Genomic DNA, 22,480 nt, shown 5'->3' on the forward strand with positions numbered 1-22,480 from the left:
CGCCGATACATTACTTCGCTACAGCGATAAATGACTGGAGTTGCGCTTCATTTTGCAGACGCTGCTGCAGGGTCGCTGCCTGCGATTTGCTGGCAAACGGTCCCATCTGAATACGCCACACCGCCCCGTTTTGTTCAACGCGGCCTGGAACGCCAAACTGCTGGCTCAGGCGCTGTTGATACTGCTGCGCGCGGGCCTGATCGCTGACGGCGCCCACCTGAACGACAAAGCCGCCGCTGGAAGCGGCAGCAGGCGCTGCTACCGCCGCGCTCTGGGTCGTTGCCGGAGCGGTGACGGGGGCAGGCTGCTGCGCGACGGGGGCGGCAACAGGCGCCGGGGTAGGCTCACTGCCTTCCAGCACGCCGGAGGCCAGGGTCGTTGGAGCCCCCAGGAAACCGCTACTCTTTACCGGTGCGCCAGTGCTGTCATCGCTTTGCAACGTGTCGTTGCTGATAGGGCGCACTTCGCCTGCTGGCTGAGAAGGCTCGGCCGGCGATGAGACGCTCCCCATGCCACCGTCAAGATTCGGACGGTCGGGAAGGGCGTAGGTCTGTTTCGCCACTGTCGTACACGCGGTACCCGGCCCGGAGAGCGAGCCATCCGGTGCCACGATAATGGGGTCGATACGAACCTTGGTATTGTTCGAGGTGTTCAGGCGGTCGGCGGAGGCGCGCGACAGCGAAATCACACGGTCGTTACCGTACGGACCGCGATCGTTAATGCGGACTACGATCATACGGCCATTCGCCAGGTTGGTGATACGCGCGTAGCTTGGGATAGGCAGCGTCGGGTGTGCCGCAGTGAGTTGCGTCGGATCGAACGCTTCTCCTGATGCCGTCAGGTTGCTCCCGGGTTCCGCATCATAAATGGCGGCGAAACCCGCCTGGCTGAAACGGGAAGGGTCCTGAACGATTTTGTAGCTTTTGCCGTCGCGCTCATAATCCTGATTCGCGCTGGCGTTGAGCGGTTCATAAACGGGATCGGCGCCGCTGATTTCAACGATTGGGCCATTACACACCGCAGGCTGCGGCGGCGCGACGGTTGCCTGTTGCTGACCATCATCACTTGTGCACGCCGCAAGCAAACTTGCCGCAATGCAGATCCCCAGCCACTGCTTACGCATTCCGAACCCCTTATTTTTATACGCTTTTTGACAACATTTTTCTGTGGGTATGGATCGACATCACGATACCAAACCCGGCCATCAACACGATCAGTGCCGAGCCTCCGTAACTCACCAGCGGAAGCGGAACGCCTACAACCGGCAGAATACCACTCACCATACCAATATTTACGAAGACATAAACGAATAAAATCAACATTAACCCGCCCGCCATGACGCGGCCAAAGGTGGTTTGCGCGCGCGCGGCAATCCACAACCCGCGCATGATTAACAGTACATACAGCGCGAGTAAGATCAAGATGCCGACCAGCCCAAGCTCTTCCGCCAGGACCGCAAAGATAAAGTCGGTATGGCGCTCTGGTAAGAACTCCAGCTGCGACTGGGTGCCGTGCAGCCATCCTTTACCGCGCAGGCCACCGGAGCCAATCGCGATCTTGGACTGAATAATATGATAGCCCGCACCCAGCGGATCGGTTTCCGGATCGAGCAGCATCATCACGCGCTGGCGCTGGTAATCATGCATCAGGAAGAACCAGAGAATAGGGATGAACGCGGCAACCAGCACCACCGCAATACCAATCAGACGCCAGCTCAGGCCCGACAAGAAGAGAACAAACAGGCCGGAGAGTGCGATGAGGATCGAGGTACCAAGGTCAGGCTGCGCCGCCACCAGCAACGTTGGCAGGAAAATCAATACCAGCGCGATGGCCGTGTTTTTCAGTGATGGCGGACAGACATCGCGGTTGATAAAGCGTGCCACCATCAGTGGAACGGCGATTTTGGCAATTTCCGAGGGCTGGAAACGAACTACACCCAGATCCAGCCAGCGCTGTGCGCCTTTGGAGATGGCCCCAAAGGCATCTACCGCAACCAGCAAAATAATACAGAAGATGTAGAGATAGGGGGCCCAGCCTTCGTAGACGCGTGGCGGGATCTGCGCCATGACGACCATAATGACCAGCCCCATCGCGATCTGGCCAATCTTGCGCTCCATCATGCCGATGTCCTGGCCACTGGCGCTCCAGATAACCAGAGCGCTGTAGACCAGCAGAGCCAGCAGGATCAGCAGCATGGCTGGGTCGATGTGGATTTTATCCCACAGCGATTTTTTATTTGGATTATCCGTCATGATTATTGGTCCTCCGCCGCAGCGGCCGCCGGGTTTTCAGCCGGCAGTTCGGTGTTGTTATCACCCAGCATGATGTGGTCGAGGATTTGGCGCATGATGGTGCCCACGGCTGGCCCTGCGCCGCCGTTTTCCAGAATCATTGCCACCGCCACCTGCGGGTTATCATAGGGTGCAAATGCCGTCATGAGCTTATGGTCACGCAGTCGTTCGGCAATGCGGTGCGCGTTATAGGTTTCGTTGGCCTTCAGGCCGAAGACCTGCGCCGTACCGGATTTGGCGGCCACTTTATACGGCGCTCCGGCGAAATACTTATGCGCGGTACCGTTCGGGCGGTTTGCCACCCCGTACATCCCGTCTTTGGCGATCTCCCAGAAGCCGGAGTGAATATCCCCCACTGGCGGTTCATGCGGCTGGATCCACGGCACTTTTTTGCCCTCTTCAACGGTACTTTGCAGCAGGTGCGGGACTTTCACCACGCCGTCGTTGATGAGGATCATCATCGCTTTGTTCATCTGCAGCGGGGTTGCGGTCCAGTAGCCCTGGCCGATACCTACCGGAATGGTATCACCCTGGTACCACGGTTTCTTAAAGCGCTTTAGCTTCCACTCGCGGGTTGGCATGTTGCCGGAGCGTTCTTCGGCGAGATCGACCCCGGTGTAATGGCCGTAGCCAAATTTGCTCATCCACTCTGACAGGCGGTCAATACCCATGTCGTAGGCCACCTGATAGAAGAAGGTATCCGCAGACTCTTCCAGCGATTTCGTCACGTTCAGATGACCGTGGCCCCATTTTTTCCAGTCGCGATAGCGTTTCTCTGAACCCGGTAACTGCCACCAGCCCGGGTCAAACAGGCTGGTGTTGCGATTGATGACACCCGCGCTCAGCGCCGAGACGGCGACGTAAGGTTTCACCGTGGACGCCGGCGGATAGACCCCCTGCGTGGCGCGGTTGACCAGCGGCGTGTTCGGGTCATTAAGCAGGCCGGAGTAGTCCTTACTGGAAATTCCATCGACAAAGAGGTTAGGGTCGTAGCTTGGCATGGAGACCATCGCCAGTATGCCGCCGGTACGCGGATCGGTCACGACAACTGCCGCACGGCTGCCCGCCAGTAAGGTTTCAATATACTGCTGGAGTTTCAGGTCGAGCGTCAGGTAGACGTCATGTCCTGCCTGCGGCGGCACCTCTTTCAGCTGACGAATAACGCGGCCACGGTTGTTAACTTCCACCTCTTCATAGCCGGTCTGCCCGTGCAGGACATCTTCGTAATAGCGTTCAATTCCCAGCTTACCGATATCGTGCGTCGCGGCGTAGTTTGCCAGCTTGCCGTCTTTATCGAGACGCTCAACGTCTTTGTCGTTGATCTTGGAGACGTAGCCGATTACGTGCGTCAGTGCGGAACCGTAAGGGTAGTAGCGACGCTTGTAGCCTTTCACTTCCACACCGGGGAAACGGTACTGGTTGACGGCAAAGCGGGCGACCTGGACTTCCGTCAGGTTGGTTTTAACCGGAATGGAGGTAAAGCGGTGAGAACGGGCGCGCTCTTTCTTGAACGCAGCGATATCGTCATCGTTAAGATCGACAACGCTTCGCAATGCTTCCAGCGTATCCTGCACGTTGTCGACTTTTTCCGGCATCATCTCAATCTGGTAGATGGTGCGGTTTAAGGCCAGCGGGGTGCCGTTACGGTCGTAAATAATGCCGCGGCTGGGGGCGATAGGCACCAGCTTGATGCGGTTTTCGTTTGAGCGCGTCTGGTAATCGGTATAGCGGACAATTTGCAGATTATAAAGGTTGGCGATCAGCACGCCGGTAAGCAGCAAAATCCCCGTAAAGGCGACCAGCGCCCGGCGCACAAACAGCGCGGACTCAGCCGTATAGTCGCGAAAAGAATTCTGTAGTTTCATCCGCTGCTTAATCTACCCTGGTCAGTCATTACTCGCGGTGATAGGGGTGGTTGGTAGTAATGCTCCACGCGCGGTACAGGCTTTCTGCCACCAGTACCCGAACGAGCGGGTGGGGAAGCGTCAGCGCGGAGAGAGACCAACTTTGTTCTGCCGCCGCTTTACAGGCAGGGGACAACCCTTCAGGCCCGCCAATCAACAGACTGACGTCACGACCATCCTGCTTCCAGCGCTCCAGTTCGTGCGCCAGCTGCGGCGTATCCCAGGGCTTGCCTGGAATATCGAGGGTCACGATGCGGTTTTTGCCTGCGGCAGCCAGCATCAGTTCTCCCTCTTTATCAAGAATGCGTTTAATATCCGCGTTCTTGCCGCGCTTTCCGGCGGGGATCTCCACCAGCTCGAACGGCATATCTTTAGGGAAACGACGCAGATATTCAGTAAAACCGGTTTGTACCCAGTCCGGCATTTTGGTGCCGACGGCGACCAGCTGCAACTTCACGCATTAACCCCAGAGTTTTTCCAGCTCATACAGGCGACGGCTCTCTTCCTGCATGACGTGGACAATCACATCGCCAAGATCGACAACCACCCAGTCAGCGGTCGCTTCACCTTCAACACCGAGCGGTAACAGCCCTGCTGCACGTGATTCCTGCACAACATGATCGGCAATTGAAACCACATGGCGAGTAGACGTACCGGTGCAGATGATCATGCAGTCGGTGATGCTGGATTTACCCTTAACGTCGATAGCGATGATGTCCTGACCTTTCAGGTCATCAATTTTGTCGATAACAAAATCCTGGAGTGCTTTACCCTGCAAGTTTTCCCCCTGGGTGAATGAGATTGTGCAACTATGAATTCGTAGCCAGACAGTATACCTGAACTGACGCCCCTGTCGGGACAAATGTCACCGGCCGGGCTTTTGAAGGCGGGTATCATCCCACCCTCCGCCGGAGATTGCATCGCCATTTTTGTAAAACAATTTCTGTAAAGCAATGAGCGGCGGGAAAGTCTGGCAGCGGAGGATAACAGTATGGCTTACTCTGTCAAGGCAGGATAATCAATAAGGCGCTTTTTGTGCGCCCGGATTATGCGTCTGCGCTTTTCTGATACAACCCGTGCGCGTGGATATAGTCCAGCACTGACGATGGCAGGAGATCGTCACAGGCTAAACCGTGCTGAAGCCGGTCGCGAATGATTGTCGCAGAAATATCAAACCACGGCGTCTCCGCCAGATAGATCTTCCCGGCAGGTTGATTATGCAGATCTTCCACATTGTCGGTCAGATGAGCCTCCAGCCACTGCTGATACTGTTCTTCACGCATGGTCAGCGGATAGCCCGGACGGCGGCAGACGAGGAGATGGCTGTTCTCCAGAATGGTTTCATACTGGTGCCAGGTGGGGAAGTTGAGCAGAGAATCCTGGCCGATGATAAAGGCCAGCGGTTTGTCCGGCCCCTGTTCGGCCCGCCACTCCTGTAGCGTTTGCGAGGTCCAGGACGGGGTGTCGCGACGGAGTTCACGCTCGTCCAGGCTGAAGAGCGGTTTATCCGCAATGGCCAGGGCGAGCATCTCTTTTCGCTGCTCGCTGGTGGCCTCAGGCTGAGGCCGATGTGGCGGAACGTTATTGGGCATGATAATCACGCGCTGAAGACCAATCAGATTCGCCAGAATTTCAACCGGTTTCAGATGACCGTAATGAACCGGATCAAAGGTGCCACCGTACAGGGCCTGTAGAGAGTGCATGCTATCCATCGATAAATACATCTGCCAGCGCCTTGTGGCAGAGCAGCAGAGAAAGGCTTTCCAGTTCCGCCCAGACGGACTGGCCGTAATCTTGTTTTAACGTGAGCTCTGCGCGCATCAAAAGCTGTACCGCCTGGCGCAGCTGTTCATGGCTCAGACGATTAATGGCCTCGGTGGTCATCGCCCGACGGTTTTGCCAGACACGGTGTTTGTCGAACAACGAACGCAATGGCGTATGAGCAGACTGGCGCTTGAGCGTGATGAGCAGCAGCAGTTCACGCTGCAGCGTACGCAGCAATATAACCGGTTCGCTACCCTCAAGGCGTAGCTGCTGCAAAATATGCAGGGCACGTTTGCTCTTTGCCATCAGCAGCGCATCAACCCAGTGGAACGGCGTGAAGTGTGCAGCGTCGTTAACCGCCTGCTCCACGCGCGGCAGAGTCAGCTTGCCATCGGGCCAGAGGAGGGCGAGCCGGTCCAGCGCCTGGGCCAACGCCAGCAGGTTGCCTTCATAGCAGTAGCACAGCAGCTGATTCGCTGCGTCGTCCAGTTGCAGGTTATTCTGCTTCGCTCTTGCCGCCACCCATTTCGGCAGATGGGTCTGCTCAGGCGTCTGGCAGGTGACCAGCACGGCATGAGTGGCGAGTTGGGTAAACCACGCGGCGTTTTCCTGCGCTTTGGTGAGCTTGTTGCCACGCACGATTAACAGCAGATCGCTGTGCAACAGGCTGACCAGCGTCGCCAGTTGTTCATTGATGGCCGCGTTCGGACCATTCTCTGGCAGCAGGATCTGGATGGTCTGGCGTGATGCAAAGAGACTCATCGCCTGGCAAAGGGAGAAGAGGGCATTCCAGTCGGTATTGTTATCCAACTGGACGGTGTGGTGTTCATCAAAGCCCTGAGCGGCGGCGGCATGTCGCACGGCATCCAGGCTTTCCTGAAGCAAGAGCGGGTCGTTACCCAGTAGCAGATACGCCGCGCGCAGCCCTTCATTGAGCTGCGCGCGGAGTTGTTCAGGATACAGCCTGATCATCAGTTACCCATGGAGGTAGAAACAGGAGGCGTGTTGGCATCCGGTTTGTCGATGATGTCAGAACCCTGTCTTGTCGTTGCGGCAATGCCTGGCAGCTTACGGATCAGCTGTTCTGCGGCCTTGTCGTACATTTCGTTAATGATAATCTGCTGCTCAGCATCTTTTGCCAGCGCCGTTTGCGGGTTATCAAAGAACGAGCGGTACACTTTGGTATTGATAGGGAAAATGTCTTTACCCGGGATCAATACTGCCGCGTTCACCGTCAGCACCATTTGATATTCCGCAGTACGTCCATCCTGGAAGATCGACGCGGTATCTTTAGCCAGCGATGAGCTTAAGATACGTAATGACGGTACATCCTGGCGCAGGGTGCCTTTTTCGATCAGTTGAACATCGTTCAAACGCAGCTGGTTACGCACTGCCCGGCTGAGTAGACCATTCGGATCCCCTGAGTCGAAAATCATCGTTTTCATCTCAGCGGGCACCGCCGTGGTATTGCGCAGGTGCCAGCCACACCCCGCGGTGACCAGCACCGCCAGAGATAAGAGTATTGTTGCCAGTTGTCGCACGTTTCCTCCCGCGCTTAGCCAACGACCAGATTCAGCAGTTTACCCGGTACGTAGATCACTTTACGTACGGTAACGCCCTCAAGATATTTCGCCACCAGATGTTCCTGGCCAGCACGCTCACGAACCTGTTCTTCGGTTGCATCAACGGCGACGGTAATTTTACCGCGTACTTTACCGTTGACCTGTACCACCACCAGCGTGGTGTTTTCCACCATGGCGGATTCATCAGCAACCGGCCACGGCGCGTTGTCGATATCGCCTTCGCCTTTCAGCTCCTGCCACAGGGTGAAGCTGACATGCGGGGTGAACGGGTTCAACATGCGCACGACGGCCAACAGTGCTTCACGCATTAAGGCACGATCCTGCTCGCCTTCCTGCGGTGCTTTCGCCAGCTTGTTCATCAGTTCCATAATAGCCGCAATTGCGGTATTGAAGGTCTGACGACGACCAATATCATCGGTCACTTTTGCAATCGTTTTATGAACATCACGACGCAGCGCCTGCTGATCTTCAGTCAGGGCAGCAACGTTCAGTGCTGGTGCGTCGCCCTGAGCGGTGTGTTCGTAAACCAGTTTCCAGACGCGTTTCAGGAAGCGGTTCGCCCCTTCAACACCGGACTCCTGCCACTCCAGGGTCATGTCTGCCGGAGAGGCAAACATCATGAACAGACGCACGGTATCCGCGCCGTAGCGCTCAACCATCACCTGCGGGTCGATGCCGTTGTTTTTGGACTTGGACATCTTGCTCATGCCGGTATACACCAGTTCATGACCTTCGGCGTCTTTCGCCTTCACGATACGGCCTTTCTCGTCGCGCTCAACAATCGCATCAACCGGAGAGACCCAGTTACGTTCGCCGTTCGCACCCACATAGTAGAACGCATCTGCCAGTACCATGCCCTGACACAGCAGCTGTTTCGCTGGCTCGTCAGAGTTCACCATGCCTGCGTCACGCATCAGCTTGTGGAAGAAGCGGAAGTAGAGCAGGTGCATGATGGCATGTTCAATACCACCGATGTAGATGTCTACCGGCAGCCAGTAGTTTGCCGCGTCGGAATCCAGCATCCCTTCCTGATACTGCGGGCAGGTGTAGCGGGCGTAGTACCAGGAAGACTCCATAAAGGTGTCAAAGGTGTCGGTTTCACGCAGCGCAGGCTGACCGTTAACGGTGGTTTTTGCCCACTCAGGATTGGCTTTGATCGGGCTGGTGATGCCATCCATGACCACATCTTCCGGCAGGATAACCGGGAGCTGATCTTCAGGGGTTGGCATTACGGTGCCGTCTTCCAGCGTGACCATCGGGATTGGCGCACCCCAGTAACGCTGACGGGAAACGCCCCAGTCGCGCAGGCGGTAGTTCACTTTACGCTCGCCCACACCCAGCGATGCCAGTTTGTCGGCGATGGCGTTGAAACCCTCTTCGAAGCTCAGGCCGCTGAACTCACCAGAGTTAAACAGCGTGCCTTTTTCCGTCAGTGCTTGCTCAGACAGGTCAGGTTCAGAGCCGTCAGCCGCCAGAATAACGGCTTTGATCGGCAGGTTGTATTTGGTGGCAAATTCATAGTCGCGCTGGTCGTGACCCGGAACAGCCATCACGGCACCGGTACCGTATTCCATCAGCACGAAGTTTGCTGCCCAGACCGGAATCGCTTCGCCAGTCAGTGGGTGCTTCGCATAGAAGCCCGTGGCAACGCCTTTCTTCTCCATGGTCGCCATGTCGGCTTCTGCCACTTTCGTGTTGCGGCATTCGTCGATAAAGGTAGCCAGCTCTGGGTTATTTTCGGCAGCTTTCTGCGCCAGCGGGTGACCTGCGGCCACGGCCAGATAGGTCGCGCCCATGAAGGTATCAGGACGGGTGGTGTAGACGGTCAGAGTCTGATCGTAGTTCTCAACGTTGAAGGTGATCTCCACGCCTTCAGAACGGCCGATCCAGTTGCGCTGCATGGTCTTAACGGTATCCGGCCAGTGGTCCAGCGTGTCCAGATCGTTCAGCAGTTCGTCAGCGTAAGCGGTGATTTTGATAAACCACTGTGGGATCTCTTTACGCTCAACTTTGGTGTCGCAGCGCCAGCAGCAGCCGTCGATAACCTGTTCGTTCGCGAGAACGGTCTGGTCGTTCGGGCACCAGTTAACGGCAGACGTCTTCTTATAGACCAGGCCTTTTTTGTACAGCTCGGTGAAGAACTTCTGTTCCCAGCGATAGTATTCCGGGGTACAGGTCGCCAGCTCGCGGCTCCAGTCATAGCCAAAGCCCAGCATTTTGAGCTGGTTTTTCATGTACGCGATGTTGTCGTACGTCCACGGCGCTGGCGCCGTATTGTTTTTGACCGCCGCGCCTTCTGCAGGCAGACCGAATGCATCCCAGCCGATTGGCTGCAGCACGTTTTTGCCCAGCATACGCTGGTAGCGTGCAATCACATCACCGATGGTGTAGTTACGCACGTGGCCCATGTGTAGTCGACCAGAAGGATAGGGAAGCATCGACAGGCAGTAATACTTCTCTTTGCTCTCGTCTTCGGTTACTTCAAAGGTACGCTTCTCGTCCCAGTGTTGCTGGACTTTTGATTCTATCTCTTCCGGGCGGTATTGCTCTTGCATGGCAGCCAGTGGTCCTGTTTTCAATACAGCTACAAATGTAGCCAATGGATGTGGTATTTCAGATCCGCATAGCATAGCCCAAACGTCCGCGTCAAAACAGCCTTTCGCACAAATGCGCTTTGCAGGAATTTACCGGGTCTGTGGTTCACCTGACAAAGCGGCGATGAAATAAGGTCTATTATTAGAAATAGTTACTTACCCGGGAGGCAAAATGATGAACAAGGTTGCTCAATTTTACCGCGAACTGGTGGCAACACTGACGGAACGGCTGCGTAACGGCGAGCGTGATATCGACGCGCTGGTGGAACAGGCGCGTGCGCGCGTGACGCAAACGGGTGAGTTAACGCGAACCGAAGTGGAAGAGGTGACGCGCGCCGTGCGTCGTGACCTCGAAGAGTTCGCGCGCAGTTACCAGGAGAGCCAGGACGAGGTGACCGACAGCGTATTTATGCGGGTGATCAAGGAGAGCCTCTGGCAGGAGCTGGCGGATATTACCGATAAAACACAGCTGGAGTGGCGTGAAGTCTTTCAGGATCTGAATCATCACGGCGTGTATCACAGCGGCGAAGTGGTGGGGCTGGGAAATCTGGTCTGTGAGAAATGCCATCACCATATTGCCGTTTATACACCGGAGGTGCTGTCACTCTGTCCGAAGTGCGGGCACGATCAGTTCCAGCGTCGGCCGTTTGAGCCCTAGGTAAAAGCAAAACGGCAACCACGTTGCCGTTTTTAGTGTTTGCTCCCTCTCCCCGTGGGAGAGGGTTGGGGTGAGGGCATCAGGCCGCACTATAGTAAGCCAGCCTCTCCGCCAGCAAATCCACAAACGCCTGCCGATCGATATCCACCATTAGCGTGGTATTCGGTTTATTGCCCGTCAGCGAATAGTAATCCACCACCGTCATCCCCTGGGTGTATTTCCCCTGGGTCTCCACACCAACCCAGCGCTCTACCGTGGTAAATATCTCAGGCTTCAGCAGCCAGGCAATGGTGCACGGGTCATGCAGCGGCGCGCCGTGGAATCCCCATTTCTCGGCTTTGTGATATTCCATAAAGAAGTCGAGCAACTCGGCCACGGTCGTGGCAACCGGGTTGCCAATCGCACGAAAACGCTCGATGTCATTCGCCATAATCTGCGCCCGGTGGGTAACATCCAGCCCGGCCATCACAATCGGCAAGCCCGACTGGAAGACGATCTCCGCCGCTTCCGGGTCGACAAAGATGTTGAACTCCGCCGCAGGCGTCCAGTTACCCAGCCCCATGGCTCCGCCCATAATCACGATACGGGCAATTTTGCTGTGCAGTTCAGGATGGCTGTTCAGCAGCAGCGCAACGTTGGTTTGCGGGCCCGTTGCTACCAGCGTGACGGGTTCGGCACTCTCGCGTAGTACCTTTGCCATCAGCTCCACGGCGGTACAGGATTGCGGGGCGAAACCCGGTTCCGGCAGCGCCGGGCCGTCCAGGCCGCTTTCTCCGTGTACGTTGTCGGCAATGATCAATTCACGCATCAGCGGTTTGACCGCGCCACCGGCCACAGGAATATCGGTGCGCTTTAGCAAGGTCAGCATACGCAGGACGTTGCGCAGGGTTTTATCCGGCGTCTGGTTGCCGGCAGATGAGGTGACAGCTTTGACTTCAAGTTCAGGGGAGGCAAGTGCAAGGACGAGGGCAATCGCGTCATCATGACCCGGATCGCAATCGAGAATAATAGGCTGTGCCATAGCGTTCTCCATACGTAGCGTTATTTTGTGACAAGGTTAACGCTGCAATGTGACGCCGACGAGAAGCAGAGCGTGAAAGCGTGAGACAGTGCGCAATCCGCAGATTGCGCACTGAGAAGATTAATGCAGGATTTTGGCCAGGAAGTCTTTAGCGCGTTCGGATTTCGGGTTGGCGAAGAACTCTTCTTTCGGCGAGTCTTCAACGATCTTGCCTTCATCCATAAAGATCACGCGGTTTGCCACTTTGCGGGCGAAGCCCATTTCGTGGGTCACCACCATCATGGTCATCCCTTCGTGGGCCAGTTCAACCATGACGTCCAGCACTTCGTTGATCATTTCGGGATCGAGTGCGGAGGTCGGTTCGTCGAACAGCATTGCCACCGGATCCATACACAGTGCGCGAGCAATCGCCACACGCTGCTGTTGGCCGCCGGAAAGCTGTGCCGGGAACTTATCGGCGTGCGCAGAAAGCCCCACGCGATCCAGAAGCTTCAGCCCTTTCTCACGCGCCGCTTTTTTGTCACGCTTAAGCACTTTCACCTGCGCCAGCGTCAGGTTCTCGATGATGGAGAGGTGAGGGAACAGTTCAAAATGCTGGAACACCATCCCCACGTGGGAGCGAAGCTGGGCAAGGTTGGTTTTCTTGTCGTTCACTTTGGTGCCGTTAACAACAATTTCACCCTGCTGCACAGGCTCCAGACCATTAACCGTTTTGATCAGCGTCGATTTACCGGAACCGGACGGCCCGCACACTACCACCACATCACCTTTTTTGACTTCGGTGGAGCAGTCGGTCAGCACCTGAAAGTGCCCATACCATTTAGAAACATTTTTCAGGGAAATCATTATACCGTCCTTTTCTTCAGCCAACTGACCAACAGCGACGCGCTTAAACTAATCACAAAATAGACCGCACCTGCGAAGAGCACCATCTCAACCTGCGTACCATCGCGCTCACCGATGGTGGACGCAGTACGGAAGAAGTCTGCCAGGCTCAGGACATATACCAGAGAGGTATCCTGGAACAGCACGATGCCCTGGGTCAGCAGGAGGGGAACCATGGCGCGAAACGCCTGCGGCAGAATAATGAGTTGCATGGACTGCCAGTGGGTCATCCCCAGCGCCAGCGCCGCGCTGGACTGCCCGCGTGAGATACTCTGTATGCCCGCACGGATGATCTCGGAATAGTAAGCGGCCTCAAACATGGAGAACGCAACCATCGCGGAAATCAGGCGGATATCGGTTTTCGGTGACAGTCCCAGAACGTTTTGCAGGAATCCGGGAACAATAAGGTAAAACCACAGCAGCACCATTACCAGCGGAATAGAACGGAAAACGTTAACGTAGGCAGTGGCAAACCAGGCGAGCGGTTTAAAGCTCGACAGGCGCATTACCGCCAGCAGGGTGCCCCAGACGATACCGACGATGATGGCGATCGCCGTGATTTTTAAGGTGATCACCAGGCCATCCAGCAGGTACGGCATGGAAGGAACAATGGAACTCCAGTCAAATTCGTACATTATTTGCCCCCCAGATTGCCCGGCAGGCGAATTTTGCGTTCAACCAGGTTCATCACCAGCATGATGAAAGCGTTAATCAGAACATACGCGAGCGTAATTGCCGTGAAGGATTCCCACGCGTGGGCGGAATAATCCAGCAGTTTACCCGCCTGTGCCGCCATATCGACCAGACCGATCGTGGAGGCGATGGCCGAGTTTTTGACCAGGTTCATCATCTCTGAGGTCATCGGTGGAACAATGACGCGGTAGGCGTTAGGCAGCAGGACGTAGCGGTAGGTTTGCGGTAGCGTTAACCCCATCGCCAGACCCGCGTTCTTTTGTCCACGCGGCAGCGACTGAATAGCGGCGCGTACCTGCTCGCACACGCGTGCGGCGGTAAACAGCCCCAGACACATCATCGAGGAGACAAAGAACTGTACGTTAGGATCCAGTTCCGACTTGAACCACATGCCAATATTTTCCGGCAGCAGTTCAGGAACGACCAGATACCAGGTAAAGAACTGCACGATCAGCGGAACGTTACGGAACAGTTCCACATACAGCGTGCCGATAGAAGAGAGAAAACGGTTAGGGACGGTGCGCAGAATACCGAACAGTGAACCGACAAGGAACGCAATAATCCACGCCGTTATCGATAACGCAACGGTAACCTGAAAGCCGCTCCACAGCCAGCCAAGATAGGTTGTGTTGCCGAACGGGGCTTGTTGCAGAAATATGCCCCAGTTCCAGTCTATTGACATAATAAACTCCAGAAAAAAAAGGGTAGCAGCGCTACCCTCGAAGATTGGTGAGAAGCTCATTTTTCGCGCTGAGTGGGGAACGACCACTCAACGTATAGTCTGTCCATGCTTCCCGACAATCGAGAGGGCAGGAGATCCTGCCCCTGTAGTTCTAATTAGTTAAGAGCCTTGTCATTTGGTGATTTGAACAGTGCTTTCATGTCGTCAGACAGTTCAAAGTTCATGTTGAGATTTTTGGGTGGAATTGGGTTCTTGAACCATTTGTCGAACCATTTTTCCGCTTCACCGGAGGTTTGCACCTGGGCGATGGTGTCATCGATCAGCTTCTTAAACTGCGGATCGTCTTTACGCAGCATACAGCCGTAGGCTTCTTTCGACTGGGCGGTACCAACGATATCCCAGTTGTCCGGTTTCTTCGCTTTTGCACGTTCGCCAGCCAGCAGAGCATCATCCATCATAAACGCGACGGCACGGCCACTTTCCAGCGTACGGAAGGAGTCACCATGGTCTTTCGCGCTGATGATGCGCATATCCATTTTCTTCTCGTCGTTCAGCTTGTGCAGCAGCACTTCTGAGGTTGTCCCGGAGGTCACAACAACGGCTTTGCCTTTCAGGTCAGCAAAATCTTTGATGTCGCCGCCTTTTTTGGTCAGCAGACGGGTCCCCACCACAAAGATGGTGTCGGAGAAGGCGGCCTGTTTCTGACGCTCAAGGTTGTTGGTGGTTGAGCCACACTCAAAATCGAAGGTGCCGTTTTGCAGCAGTGGGATACGGTTCTGCGAGGTGATTGGAATCAGTTTTACCTGCAGGTCGGGTTTGTTCAGCTTTTTCTTCACGGCCTCAACGATGGCGTTAGAGTAGTCCTGTGAATAGCCCACGACTTTTTGCGTGTTGTCGTAGTAAGAGAACGGGACAGAAGATTCACGGTGGCCGACCACGATCACGCCGTTTTTGGCAATCTTGTCGAGAGTGCTGCCGGCTGCCGGCGCATCTTCAGCGTGTACAACGCCTGCGGACATCCCCATTACCAGCATTGCTGTGGCCAGTTTACGTAATTGCATACCCAACTCCTTTCTTATCAGCGTCAGTGACGCATTGATACCCATTGTGATGTTGTTATATCTCGCGCTATGCGAGTGCAGTGTTATGCAAGCTTGTTAACATTTAGTCTGGCTTAATGTAAAGATTTTGCTGCGTTATTGTTTATTTTTGCGAAGCGCGCCGCACCATTCCGAGGCAGAAATCTCTCGTTGCACCGTTTCGGTGCTACCGGTGAACTATGCTGGTGCGACAAGGTTGCACACGAAGCCAAACTGCGTTTACCTGAATAAACAAAGCAATAGGCGTGCCAGAATTGAAATTTGGGAGGGAACTGTCGGGTGGCGGCTACGCCTTACCCGACCGACGAAGCGAAATGTAGGCCGGGTAAACGTCAGCGCCACCCGGCAACAGAAGGTAAGATTAGCGACGACGCTGACGAAGGCTCATCAGCACAGCCCCAAAGCCAAACAGGGCGGTCAGGATCCACAGCGGCCAGTTGCCGGTGCGGGCATATGGCGTCAGGCCGCTTGTCGGCGTGACTTTAGCCGTCAACACGTCGCGCGTAAACTGCGGGATCATGGCCTGAATTTCACCCCGCGGTCCAATCACGGCGGTGATGCCATTGTTGGTGCTGCGCAACAGCGGACGCGCCAGCTCCAGTGAACGCATCCGCGCCATCTGGAAGTGCTGCCACGGACCAATCGACTTACCGAACCAGGCATCATTAGAGATGGTCAGCAGGAAGTCCGTATCCGGACGGAAGTTATCGCGCACCTGTTCACCGAGGATGATCTCGTAGCAAATGGCCGCCGTCAGGGCAAAGCCGTGTGCATGCAGCTGCGGCTGCACATACGGCCCCCGACTGAAAGAGGACATTGGCAGGTCAAAGAATGGTGCCAGCGGACGCAGAATCGATTCCAGCGGAACAAACTCGCCAAACGGAACAAGGTGATTCTTGTTATACCGGTCAGTCGAGGTGTAGCTGTACTCGCTGTCTTTGCCGAGCGTAATGATGGTGTTGTAGGTATCGTAGCGGTTCTGCTGATTCAGACGCGCATCCACAATCCCGGTGATCAGCGTACTGTCGCGCGCGCGCAGCAGATCGTTCATCATGTTGAGAAACGGCTGCTGGTTAATTTCCAGATCCGGAATGGCAGATTCAGGCCAGATGATCAGCTGTGATTTACCCATCACCTCTTCAGTGGCGTTGGCGTAAATTTTTAGCGTGTTCAGCAGCTCTTTTTCATCCCACTTCATCGCCTGCGGAATATTTCCCTGCACCATCGATACCTGTGTGGCGCGCTCTGGCATCAGGGTATACCACTGGATATAACGCAGCGGGAAGGGTAGAGCGAAAAGAACCAGCGCCACCACCAGCGGTTTCCAGTTACGCGTGACCAGCGCCAGCACCAGCAGGCCGCTCACCACCATCAGCAGGAAGTTAATGGCTTCAACACCCATTACCGGCGCCAGACCTTTCAGCGGGCCGTCAATCTGGCTGTAGCCAAACTGCAGCCACGGGAAGCCGGTCAGCACCCAGCCGCGCAGAAACTCGGTAATCTGCCAGACCACGGGAGCCGCAATGGCAACGCGCAGCCAGCTGGTTTTAGGCCACAGGCGGGAGAGAATGCCCGCAAACAGACCGGTGTAGAGCGAGAGATAGGCGGCCAGCAGAACCACAAGGAAAACGTTAACCGGCCCCGGCATACCTCCAAACTGGGCGATGCTGACGTAGACCCAGTTGATGCCGGATCCAAACAGCCCCAGCCCCCAGAAGTAGCCAATGGCTGCAGCCTGAACGGGACGACGATTCAGGGTTAACCCCTGTAACCCCATCAGGGAGAGAATGGCTGCAGGCCAGATATCGTAAGGAGAAAAAGCCAGCGTACCGCTGGCTCCAAGTAACAGCGCCAGCAGCAAACGGACGCGCTGGCGTTCAAGCAGTGGGGCAAATGCCATTTACATTAATCTTCCAGTTTTGGCACCGGTGAGTCGTCCGGCGTTCTGACATGAACCTGTATAATACGTCGGCTGTCGGCCATCGCCACTTTGAACTGGTAACCATCGATGTCAACGGTTTCGCCGCGGGCAGGAAGATGACCAAAGGCCTGCATCACCAGCCCACCAATGGTATCCACCTCTTCATCGCTGAAGTGGGTGCCGAAGGCGTCGTTGAAATCCTCAATGGAGGCCAGAGCGCGAACGGTCCACGTATGGCGGCTAAGCTGACGGAAGTCGATATCTTCTTCTTCGTCATACTCGTCTTCGATCTCGCCCACGATCAGCTCAAGAATATCCTCGATCGTGACAAGGCCTGACACGCCGCCAAATTCATCAATTACAATCGCCATGTGGTAACGCTGGGAGCGAAACTCTTTCAGCATCCGATCCACACGTTTACTTTCCGGCACAACCACGGCCTGGCGTAACACTTTTTCCATGCTGAAGGCTTCGGCATCGCTGCGCATAAACGGCAGCAGATCTTTGGCCATCAAAATCCCTTCGATGTGATCTTTGTCTTCGCTGATGACCGGGAAACGGGAGTGAGCGGATTCGATAATCACATCGAGGCATTCATCGAGGCTCTGGTTACGTTTCAGGGTAATCATTTGCGAGCGGGGGATCATGATATCGCGAACGCGCTGGTCGGCGATGTCCATTACCCCTTCGAGCATTTCGCGCGTATCTTCGTCGATAAGATCGTTTTGCCCGGAATCACGAATCAGCTCCAGCAGTTCATCACGGTTTTTGGGCTCACCATGGAAAAGCTGGCTCAGAATGAGGGAGAAAAATCCCTTTTTACTGTTTGTCGTGTCGCTACTGTGTGAATTGTCGTCGCTCATGGCGTTTGTTAAGGGTTCTCTCGTCAGTTCAATGTTTACCGCCGCGCTATTTCCTTACGCGGCGGCATGTTAGTCAGTCGGTTGTCTGACTATTCTTTCTCGGCAATGTACGGATCCTCATAGCCCAGAGCAAGCATTATCTCTGTCTCAAGGGACTCCATCTCTTCCGCTTCGTCATCTTCAATATGATCGTAGCCCAGCAGGTGCAGGCTTCCATGGACGACCATATGCGCCCAGTGGGCCTCGAGCGGCTTTTGCTGCTCTTTGGCTTCCTGTTCCACCACCTGACGGCAGATGATCAGATCGCCGAGCAGCGGCATTTCAATACCCGGTGGGGCTTCGAACGGGAAAGAGAGCACGTTGGTTGGCTTATCTTTCCCGCGGTAGGTCAGGTTAAGCTCATGGCTTTCTGCTTCATCCACCAGGCGAATCGTGACTTCTGACTCTTCCTGAAACTGGGGGATAACAGCATCCAGCCATTTCTGAAACTGCGCCTCTTCTGGCATGCCGGAATTATCTTCACAGGCCAGCTGTAAATCGAGGATCACCTGACTCATTTCTGTTCTTGCTCCTGCGCTTCGCGCTTACGTTCTGCGGCCAGTTCGGCCTTACGCTTCTGATCGGCCTCTTCCCAGGCTTCATAGGCGTTAACGATACGCGCGACCACCGGGTGGCGTACCACGTCTTCACTGTGGAAGAAGTTAAAGCTGATTTCGTCCACCTCAGCCAGCACTTCGATGGCGTGGCGCAGGCCCGATTTGGTGCTGCGCGGCAGGTCAATCTGGGTGACGTCACCGGTGATAACCGCTTTCGAATTGAAGCCGATACGCGTCAGGAACATCTTCATCTGTTCGATGGTGGTGTTCTGGCTCTCATCCAGAATAATGAACGCATCGTTAAGGGTACGGCCACGCATGTAGGCCAGCGGGGCGACTTCAATCACGTTACGCTCAATAAGCTTCTCAACTTTCTCAAAGCCCAGCATTTCGAACAGCGCGTCGAACAGTGGGCGCAGATAAGGATCCACCTTCTGACTCAGGTCCCCCGGCAGGAAGCCGAGTTTTTCACCCGCTTCAACCGCCGGGCGGGTCAGCAGAATACGGCGGATCTCCTGGCGCTCCAGCGCATCAACCGCAGCGGCGACGGCCAGATAGGTTTTACCTGTACCCGCCGGACCTACGCCGAAGGTGATGTCATGGTCGAGAATGTTGGCAATGTACTGCGCCTGGTTCGGTGTACGCGGCTTAATGACGCCACGTTTGGTCTTGATATTGATGGCTTTGCCATAGTCCGGCACGCTTTCTGCGCTCTGCTCAAGCACGCGCGCCTCTTTAATGGCGAGGTGAATTTGTTCCGGTTCGATATCCTGAATTTCGCCACGCATCGGGGCGGTATCAACATACAGGTTACGCAGGATGTCCGCAGCCGCATTGACGCAGATAGGGCGTCCGGTGAGTTTGAAATGATTATCGCGACGATTGATTTCGATACCCAGACGTCGCTCCAGTTGTTTGATGTTGTCATCAAACGGCCCGCACAGGCTCAGCAGGCGAGCGTTGTCTGCGGGCGTTAGGCTAATTTCAAGCGTGTCTATGTTCAAACTGTTCCTCTTTGATTGGTTAACTGGCCCGGCGCCCTCAGGCGTAATAAAACGGTCATTACCGAAATTATTCACGCCATGGAAAAAAGGCGCAAGCGTTGCGGAAGATATTGGGGACGTTGAGAGGAAATACAAGGCCTGCCGGGAAGGCAGGCCTGAAGGATTATGGCTGGTAAACCCGAACGCCAGAATCGTTTTCTTTACGCGTGCGGGAAATGACGGATTCAGGCGATTGCGCAATGCGCAGCCCCATCTCATCTTCGGTGCGCACCAATTTTCCGCGCAGCGAGTTGGTCAGCACTTCCACAATCTCGACGTCCACAAATTTACCGATCATGTCCGGGGTGCCTTCGAAATTCACCACGCGGTTGTTTTCGGTACGGCCTGAGAGTTCCATGATGCTCTTACGGGAGGTGCCTTCCACCAGAATACGCTGAACGGTGCCGAGCATGCGGCGGCTCCAGGCGTTGGCCTGCTGGTTGATACGCTCCTGCAGAATGTACAGACGCTGTTTTTTCTCTTCTTCCGGGACATCGTCAACCATATCGGCCGCCGGTGTGCCAGGGCGCGCAGAGAAGATGAAGCTGTAGCTGACGTCAAAATTCACTTCGCCGATGAGCTTCATGGTGCGCTCGAAGTCGTCAGCGGTTTCACCAGGGAAGCCAACGATAAAGTCGGAACTTATCTGGATATCCGGACGCGCTTCACGCAGCTTACGAATGGTGGATTTGTACTCCAGCACCGTATGCGGACGCCCCATCAGGTTCAGCACGCGGTCAGAGCCGCACTGAATCGGCAAATGCAGGAAGCTCACCAGCTCCGGCGTATCGCGGTAAACGTCGATAATATCGTCGGTGAATTCCATTGGATGGCTGGTGGTAAAGCGAATACGGTCGATACCGTCAATCGCGGCCACCAGGCGCAGCAGTTCAGCAAAGCTGCCGGTGGTGCCGTCGTAGTTCTCACCACGCCAGGCGTTAACGTTCTGCCCCAGCAGGTTCACCTCGCGTACGCCCTGTGCGGCAAGCTGCGCGATTTCAAACAGAATATCGTCTGCCGGGCGGCTCACTTCCTCACCACGGGTATAAGGCACCACGCAATAAGTGCAGTATTTGTTGCAGCCTTCCATGATTGAGACGAACGCGGTCGGGCCATCCGCACGCGGCTCGGGCAGACGGTCAAATTTTTCGATCTCCGGGAAGCTGACATCAACGACCGGACTACGATCGCCGCGCACCTTGTTGATCATTTCCGGCAGGCGGTGCAGGGTCTGGGGGCCAAAGACAATATCCACATAGGGGGCTCTCTGACGAATCAGCTTACCTTCCTGCGACGCGACGCATCCACCCACACCGATGATCAGGTCCGGATTTTTTCGTTTGAGAAGTTTCCAGCGACCTAAAACGTGAAAAACTTTTTCCTGCGCTTTTTCACGAATTGAGCAGGTATTCAGCAGCAGCACATCGGCTTCTTTCGCATTTTCAGTCAGCTGGTATCCGTGGGTGGTATCCAGCAGATCGGCCATCTTGGATGAATCGTATTCGTTCATCTGACAGCCCCAGGTTTTTATATGGAGTTTTTTAGTCATCGACTTGCTCAGCTCAGGATTGCAAGCCGTGTATTGTAATGCTTTGGTGGGGTTGTGACCAGTGTGAAGGTTATGCGTCTCAGGACCGCAAAAATCCGGTAAACTTAAGGGATTCTCCAATAAGGAAAAGTGACCATGACACTCCAACACACCGAAATTGCCGTTGTCGGCGGCGGTATGGTCGGCGGCGCGCTGGCGCTGGGGCTGGCGCAGCAGGGATTTGAGGTAACGGTTATTGAGCAGGCGGCTCCTGCTGAGTTTGACCCGACGGCAAAGCCGGATGTCCGCATTTCCGCCATCAGCGCGGCCTCTGTCGATCTGCTTCGCGGGCTGGGCGTCTGGGAGGCGGTGCTTGATATGCGGGCTCACCCTTACAGTCGCCTTGAAACCTGGGAATGGGAAAATGCCCACGTCGCGTTTGATGCCGCCGAGCTGAAGCTGCCGCATCTGGGCTATATGGTGGAAAACAACGTCCTCCAGCGGGCGCTCTGGCAGGCGCTGGAGGCGCATCCGAAGGTGACGCTGCGTGTTCCTGCGTCGCTGAAGGCGCTGCATTTTCACAATAGCGGCTACACGCTGACTCTCGACAGCGGCGATGAACTGGCCGTGAAGCTGGTCATTGGGGCTGACGGTGCTCACTCGCAGGTCAGACAGATGGCGGGCATCGGTGTTCATGCCTGGCAGTATGAGCAGTCCTGTATGCTGATCACCGTTCAGTGTGAAAATGCGCCGGGAGAGAGTACCTGGCAGCACTTTACCCCGAATGGTCCGCATGCCTTTTTACCGCTGTTCGATAACTGGGCATCGCTGGTGTGGTACGACAAACCGGCGCGCATTCGCCAGCTACAGGGACTTTCAATGGAGCAGTTGCAGCGTGAAATTCTGCAACACTTCCCGGCCCGTCTGGGACATATCACGCCGGTTGCCGCAGGGGCGTTTCCTCTTACACGTCGCCATGCGCTGCAGTATGCCCGTGAAGGGCTGGCGCTGGTGGGCGATGCGGCGCACACCATTCATCCTCTGGCGGGGCAGGGCGTGAACCTCGGGTATCGTGACGTTGACGCTTTACTGGATGTGCTGGGCAATGCACGCGCGCATGCGGAAGCCTGGTCAAGCCATCACGTACTCAAGCGCTACCAGACGCGACGTATGGCGGATAACTTCATCATGCAGTCTGGGATGGATCTGTTCTATGCCGGTTTCAGCAATGATCTGGCCCCGGTGCGTATTCTGCGAAACATTGGATTGATGGCGGCGGAACGCGCTGGCGGCTTGAAGCGTCAGGCGCTTAAATACGCTCTGGGACTCTAATCCTTTTACCCTCTCCCCGTGG

At 55.5% G+C, this 22,480-nt stretch carries 21 protein-coding genes; 2 read left to right on the forward strand and 19 right to left on the reverse strand.

The window, feature by feature from the left end; all coding sequences use genetic code 11:
- Nucleotides 1–10: 10 nt before the first annotated feature.
- The 9 genes from rlpA to leuS form a co-directional block, all read right to left on the reverse strand.
- Nucleotides 11–1,123, reverse strand: coding sequence for an endolytic peptidoglycan transglycosylase RlpA (gene rlpA / locus ACOTZF_RS05495; RefSeq protein ID WP_020685663.1), 1,113 nt, complete (start codon nucleotides 1,121–1,123; stop codon nucleotides 11–13).
- A 16-nt stretch (nucleotides 1,124–1,139) separates the two neighbouring features.
- On the reverse strand, nucleotides 1,140–2,252 hold the full coding sequence (gene mrdB / locus ACOTZF_RS05500) for a peptidoglycan glycosyltransferase MrdB (RefSeq protein WP_013097590.1): 1,113 nt from the start codon (nucleotides 2,250–2,252) through the stop codon (nucleotides 1,140–1,142).
- A gap of 2 nt (nucleotides 2,253–2,254) precedes the next feature.
- Nucleotides 2,255–4,156, reverse strand: coding sequence for a peptidoglycan DD-transpeptidase MrdA (gene mrdA / locus ACOTZF_RS05505; protein WP_013097589.1), 1,902 nt, complete (start codon nucleotides 4,154–4,156; stop codon nucleotides 2,255–2,257).
- Between the two features lie 28 nt (nucleotides 4,157–4,184).
- Entirely contained in the window at nucleotides 4,185–4,652 is a 468-nt protein-coding gene (rlmH, locus tag ACOTZF_RS05510; RefSeq protein WP_003858701.1) for a 23S rRNA (pseudouridine(1915)-N(3))-methyltransferase RlmH, read from the reverse strand.
- A gap of 3 nt (nucleotides 4,653–4,655) precedes the next feature.
- Complete coding sequence (gene rsfS / locus ACOTZF_RS05515) at nucleotides 4,656–4,973, reverse strand: ribosome silencing factor (protein ID WP_003858696.1); 318 nt, start codon at nucleotides 4,971–4,973, stop codon at nucleotides 4,656–4,658.
- A gap of 268 nt (nucleotides 4,974–5,241) precedes the next feature.
- On the reverse strand, nucleotides 5,242–5,907 hold the full coding sequence (nadD, locus tag ACOTZF_RS05520) for a nicotinate-nucleotide adenylyltransferase (RefSeq protein ID WP_020685664.1): 666 nt from the start codon (nucleotides 5,905–5,907) through the stop codon (nucleotides 5,242–5,244).
- Complete coding sequence (gene holA / locus ACOTZF_RS05525) at nucleotides 5,900–6,931, reverse strand: DNA polymerase III subunit delta (protein WP_045902312.1); 1,032 nt, start codon at nucleotides 6,929–6,931, stop codon at nucleotides 5,900–5,902. The genes nadD and holA overlap by 8 nt, the downstream gene beginning before the upstream one ends.
- Nucleotides 6,931–7,500, reverse strand: a complete 570-nt coding sequence (gene lptE, locus ACOTZF_RS05530) for an LPS assembly lipoprotein LptE (RefSeq protein ID WP_421636051.1) — start codon at nucleotides 7,498–7,500, stop codon at nucleotides 6,931–6,933. Before lptE ends, holA begins: the two co-directional genes overlap by 1 nt.
- 14 nt (nucleotides 7,501–7,514) lie before the next feature.
- Nucleotides 7,515–10,097 (reverse strand): leucine--tRNA ligase, encoded by a 2,583-nt coding sequence (gene leuS, locus ACOTZF_RS05535; protein ID WP_421636052.1) that lies wholly within the window; start codon nucleotides 10,095–10,097, stop codon nucleotides 7,515–7,517.
- Nucleotides 10,098–10,311: 214 nt separating this feature from the next.
- On the opposite strand from leuS, the gene ACOTZF_RS05540 reads away from it, so the two are divergent.
- Nucleotides 10,312–10,794, forward strand: coding sequence for a zinc ribbon-containing protein (locus ACOTZF_RS05540; protein WP_014831082.1), 483 nt, complete (start codon nucleotides 10,312–10,314; stop codon nucleotides 10,792–10,794).
- A 79-nt stretch (nucleotides 10,795–10,873) separates the two neighbouring features.
- On the opposite strand, the gene rihA is transcribed toward ACOTZF_RS05540, so the two are convergent.
- The 10 genes from rihA to miaB form a co-directional block, all read right to left on the reverse strand.
- A complete protein-coding gene (gene rihA / locus ACOTZF_RS05545; RefSeq protein ID WP_038985238.1) occupies nucleotides 10,874–11,815 on the reverse strand; it encodes a pyrimidine-specific ribonucleoside hydrolase RihA in 942 nt (313 codons plus the stop codon).
- Nucleotides 11,816–11,935: 120 nt separating this feature from the next.
- A complete protein-coding gene (locus ACOTZF_RS05550; RefSeq protein WP_014831084.1) occupies nucleotides 11,936–12,661 on the reverse strand; it encodes an amino acid ABC transporter ATP-binding protein in 726 nt (241 codons plus the stop codon).
- On the reverse strand, nucleotides 12,661–13,335 hold the full coding sequence (gene gltK, locus ACOTZF_RS05555) for a glutamate/aspartate ABC transporter permease GltK (RefSeq protein WP_013097580.1): 675 nt from the start codon (nucleotides 13,333–13,335) through the stop codon (nucleotides 12,661–12,663). The genes ACOTZF_RS05550 and gltK overlap by 1 nt, the downstream gene beginning before the upstream one ends.
- Nucleotides 13,335–14,075, reverse strand: a complete 741-nt coding sequence (locus ACOTZF_RS05560; protein ID WP_013097579.1) for an amino acid ABC transporter permease — start codon at nucleotides 14,073–14,075, stop codon at nucleotides 13,335–13,337. Before ACOTZF_RS05560 ends, gltK begins: the two co-directional genes overlap by 1 nt.
- A 155-nt stretch (nucleotides 14,076–14,230) precedes the next feature.
- Nucleotides 14,231–15,136, reverse strand: coding sequence for an amino acid ABC transporter substrate-binding protein (locus ACOTZF_RS05565; RefSeq protein ID WP_014883004.1), 906 nt, complete (start codon nucleotides 15,134–15,136; stop codon nucleotides 14,231–14,233).
- Between the two features lie 400 nt (nucleotides 15,137–15,536).
- Entirely contained in the window at nucleotides 15,537–17,075 is a 1,539-nt protein-coding gene (gene lnt / locus ACOTZF_RS05570) for an apolipoprotein N-acyltransferase (protein WP_038985235.1), read from the reverse strand.
- Nucleotides 17,076–17,080: 5 nt separating this feature from the next.
- Nucleotides 17,081–17,959, reverse strand: a complete 879-nt coding sequence (corC, locus tag ACOTZF_RS05575) for a CNNM family magnesium/cobalt transport protein CorC (protein ID WP_013097576.1) — start codon at nucleotides 17,957–17,959, stop codon at nucleotides 17,081–17,083.
- A gap of 89 nt (nucleotides 17,960–18,048) precedes the next feature.
- Nucleotides 18,049–18,516 (reverse strand): rRNA maturation RNase YbeY, encoded by a 468-nt coding sequence (gene ybeY / locus ACOTZF_RS05580; RefSeq protein ID WP_003858677.1) that lies wholly within the window; start codon nucleotides 18,514–18,516, stop codon nucleotides 18,049–18,051.
- Nucleotides 18,513–19,559: a PhoH family protein gene (locus ACOTZF_RS05585; protein WP_129317926.1), complete on the reverse strand. Its 1,047-nt coding sequence runs from the start codon at nucleotides 19,557–19,559 to the stop codon at nucleotides 18,513–18,515. The genes ybeY and ACOTZF_RS05585 overlap by 4 nt, the downstream gene beginning before the upstream one ends.
- A gap of 163 nt (nucleotides 19,560–19,722) precedes the next feature.
- Nucleotides 19,723–21,147, reverse strand: coding sequence for a tRNA (N6-isopentenyl adenosine(37)-C2)-methylthiotransferase MiaB (gene miaB / locus ACOTZF_RS05590; protein WP_013097574.1), 1,425 nt, complete (start codon nucleotides 21,145–21,147; stop codon nucleotides 19,723–19,725).
- A gap of 135 nt (nucleotides 21,148–21,282) precedes the next feature.
- Between miaB and ubiF the strand changes: the two genes are divergently transcribed.
- Entirely contained in the window at nucleotides 21,283–22,458 is a 1,176-nt protein-coding gene (ubiF, locus tag ACOTZF_RS05595) for a 3-demethoxyubiquinol 3-hydroxylase (protein WP_040020616.1), read from the forward strand.
- Nucleotides 22,459–22,480 lie beyond the last annotated feature (22 nt).

This window comes from Enterobacter cloacae complex sp. SHL021 (genome assembly GCF_049237765.1).
Lineage (GTDB): Bacteria > Pseudomonadota > Gammaproteobacteria > Enterobacterales > Enterobacteriaceae > Enterobacter > Enterobacter cloacae.

What these genes read in the sequence shown, in the direction of transcription:
- rlpA (WP_020685663.1), bottom strand. Translation starts at nt 1,123, where the DNA reads ATGCGTAAGCAGTGGCTGGGGATCTGCATTGCGGCAAGTTTGCTTGCG.
- mrdB (WP_013097590.1), bottom strand. Translation starts at nt 2,252, where the DNA reads ATGACGGATAATCCAAATAAAAAATCGCTGTGGGATAAAATCCACATC.
- mrdA (WP_013097589.1), bottom strand. Translation starts at nt 4,156, where the DNA reads ATGAAACTACAGAATTCTTTTCGCGACTATACGGCTGAGTCCGCGCTG.
- nadD (WP_020685664.1), bottom strand. Translation starts at nt 5,907, where the DNA reads ATGGATAGCATGCACTCTCTACAGGCCCTGTACGGTGGCACCTTTGAT.
- holA (WP_045902312.1), bottom strand. Translation starts at nt 6,931, where the DNA reads ATGATCAGGCTGTATCCTGAACAACTCCGCGCGCAGCTCAATGAAGGG.
- leuS (WP_421636052.1), bottom strand. Translation starts at nt 10,097, where the DNA reads ATGCAAGAGCAATACCGCCCGGAAGAGATAGAATCAAAAGTCCAGCAA.
- ACOTZF_RS05540 (WP_014831082.1), top strand. Translation starts at nt 10,312, where the DNA reads ATGAACAAGGTTGCTCAATTTTACCGCGAACTGGTGGCAACACTGACG.
- rihA (WP_038985238.1), bottom strand. Translation starts at nt 11,815, where the DNA reads ATGGCACAGCCTATTATTCTCGATTGCGATCCGGGTCATGATGACGCG.
- ACOTZF_RS05550 (WP_014831084.1), bottom strand. Translation starts at nt 12,661, where the DNA reads ATGATTTCCCTGAAAAATGTTTCTAAATGGTATGGGCACTTTCAGGTG.
- gltK (WP_013097580.1), bottom strand. Translation starts at nt 13,335, where the DNA reads ATGTACGAATTTGACTGGAGTTCCATTGTTCCTTCCATGCCGTACCTG.
- ACOTZF_RS05560 (WP_013097579.1), bottom strand. Translation starts at nt 14,075, where the DNA reads ATGTCAATAGACTGGAACTGGGGCATATTTCTGCAACAAGCCCCGTTC.
- ACOTZF_RS05565 (WP_014883004.1), bottom strand. Translation starts at nt 15,136, where the DNA reads ATGCAATTACGTAAACTGGCCACAGCAATGCTGGTAATGGGGATGTCC.
- lnt (WP_038985235.1), bottom strand. Translation starts at nt 17,075, where the DNA reads ATGGCATTTGCCCCACTGCTTGAACGCCAGCGCGTCCGTTTGCTGCTG.
- corC (WP_013097576.1), bottom strand. Translation starts at nt 17,959, where the DNA reads ATGAGCGACGACAATTCACACAGTAGCGACACGACAAACAGTAAAAAG.
- ybeY (WP_003858677.1), bottom strand. Translation starts at nt 18,516, where the DNA reads ATGAGTCAGGTGATCCTCGATTTACAGCTGGCCTGTGAAGATAATTCC.
- miaB (WP_013097574.1), bottom strand. Translation starts at nt 21,147, where the DNA reads ATGACTAAAAAACTCCATATAAAAACCTGGGGCTGTCAGATGAACGAA.
- ubiF (WP_040020616.1), top strand. Translation starts at nt 21,283, where the DNA reads ATGACACTCCAACACACCGAAATTGCCGTTGTCGGCGGCGGTATGGTC.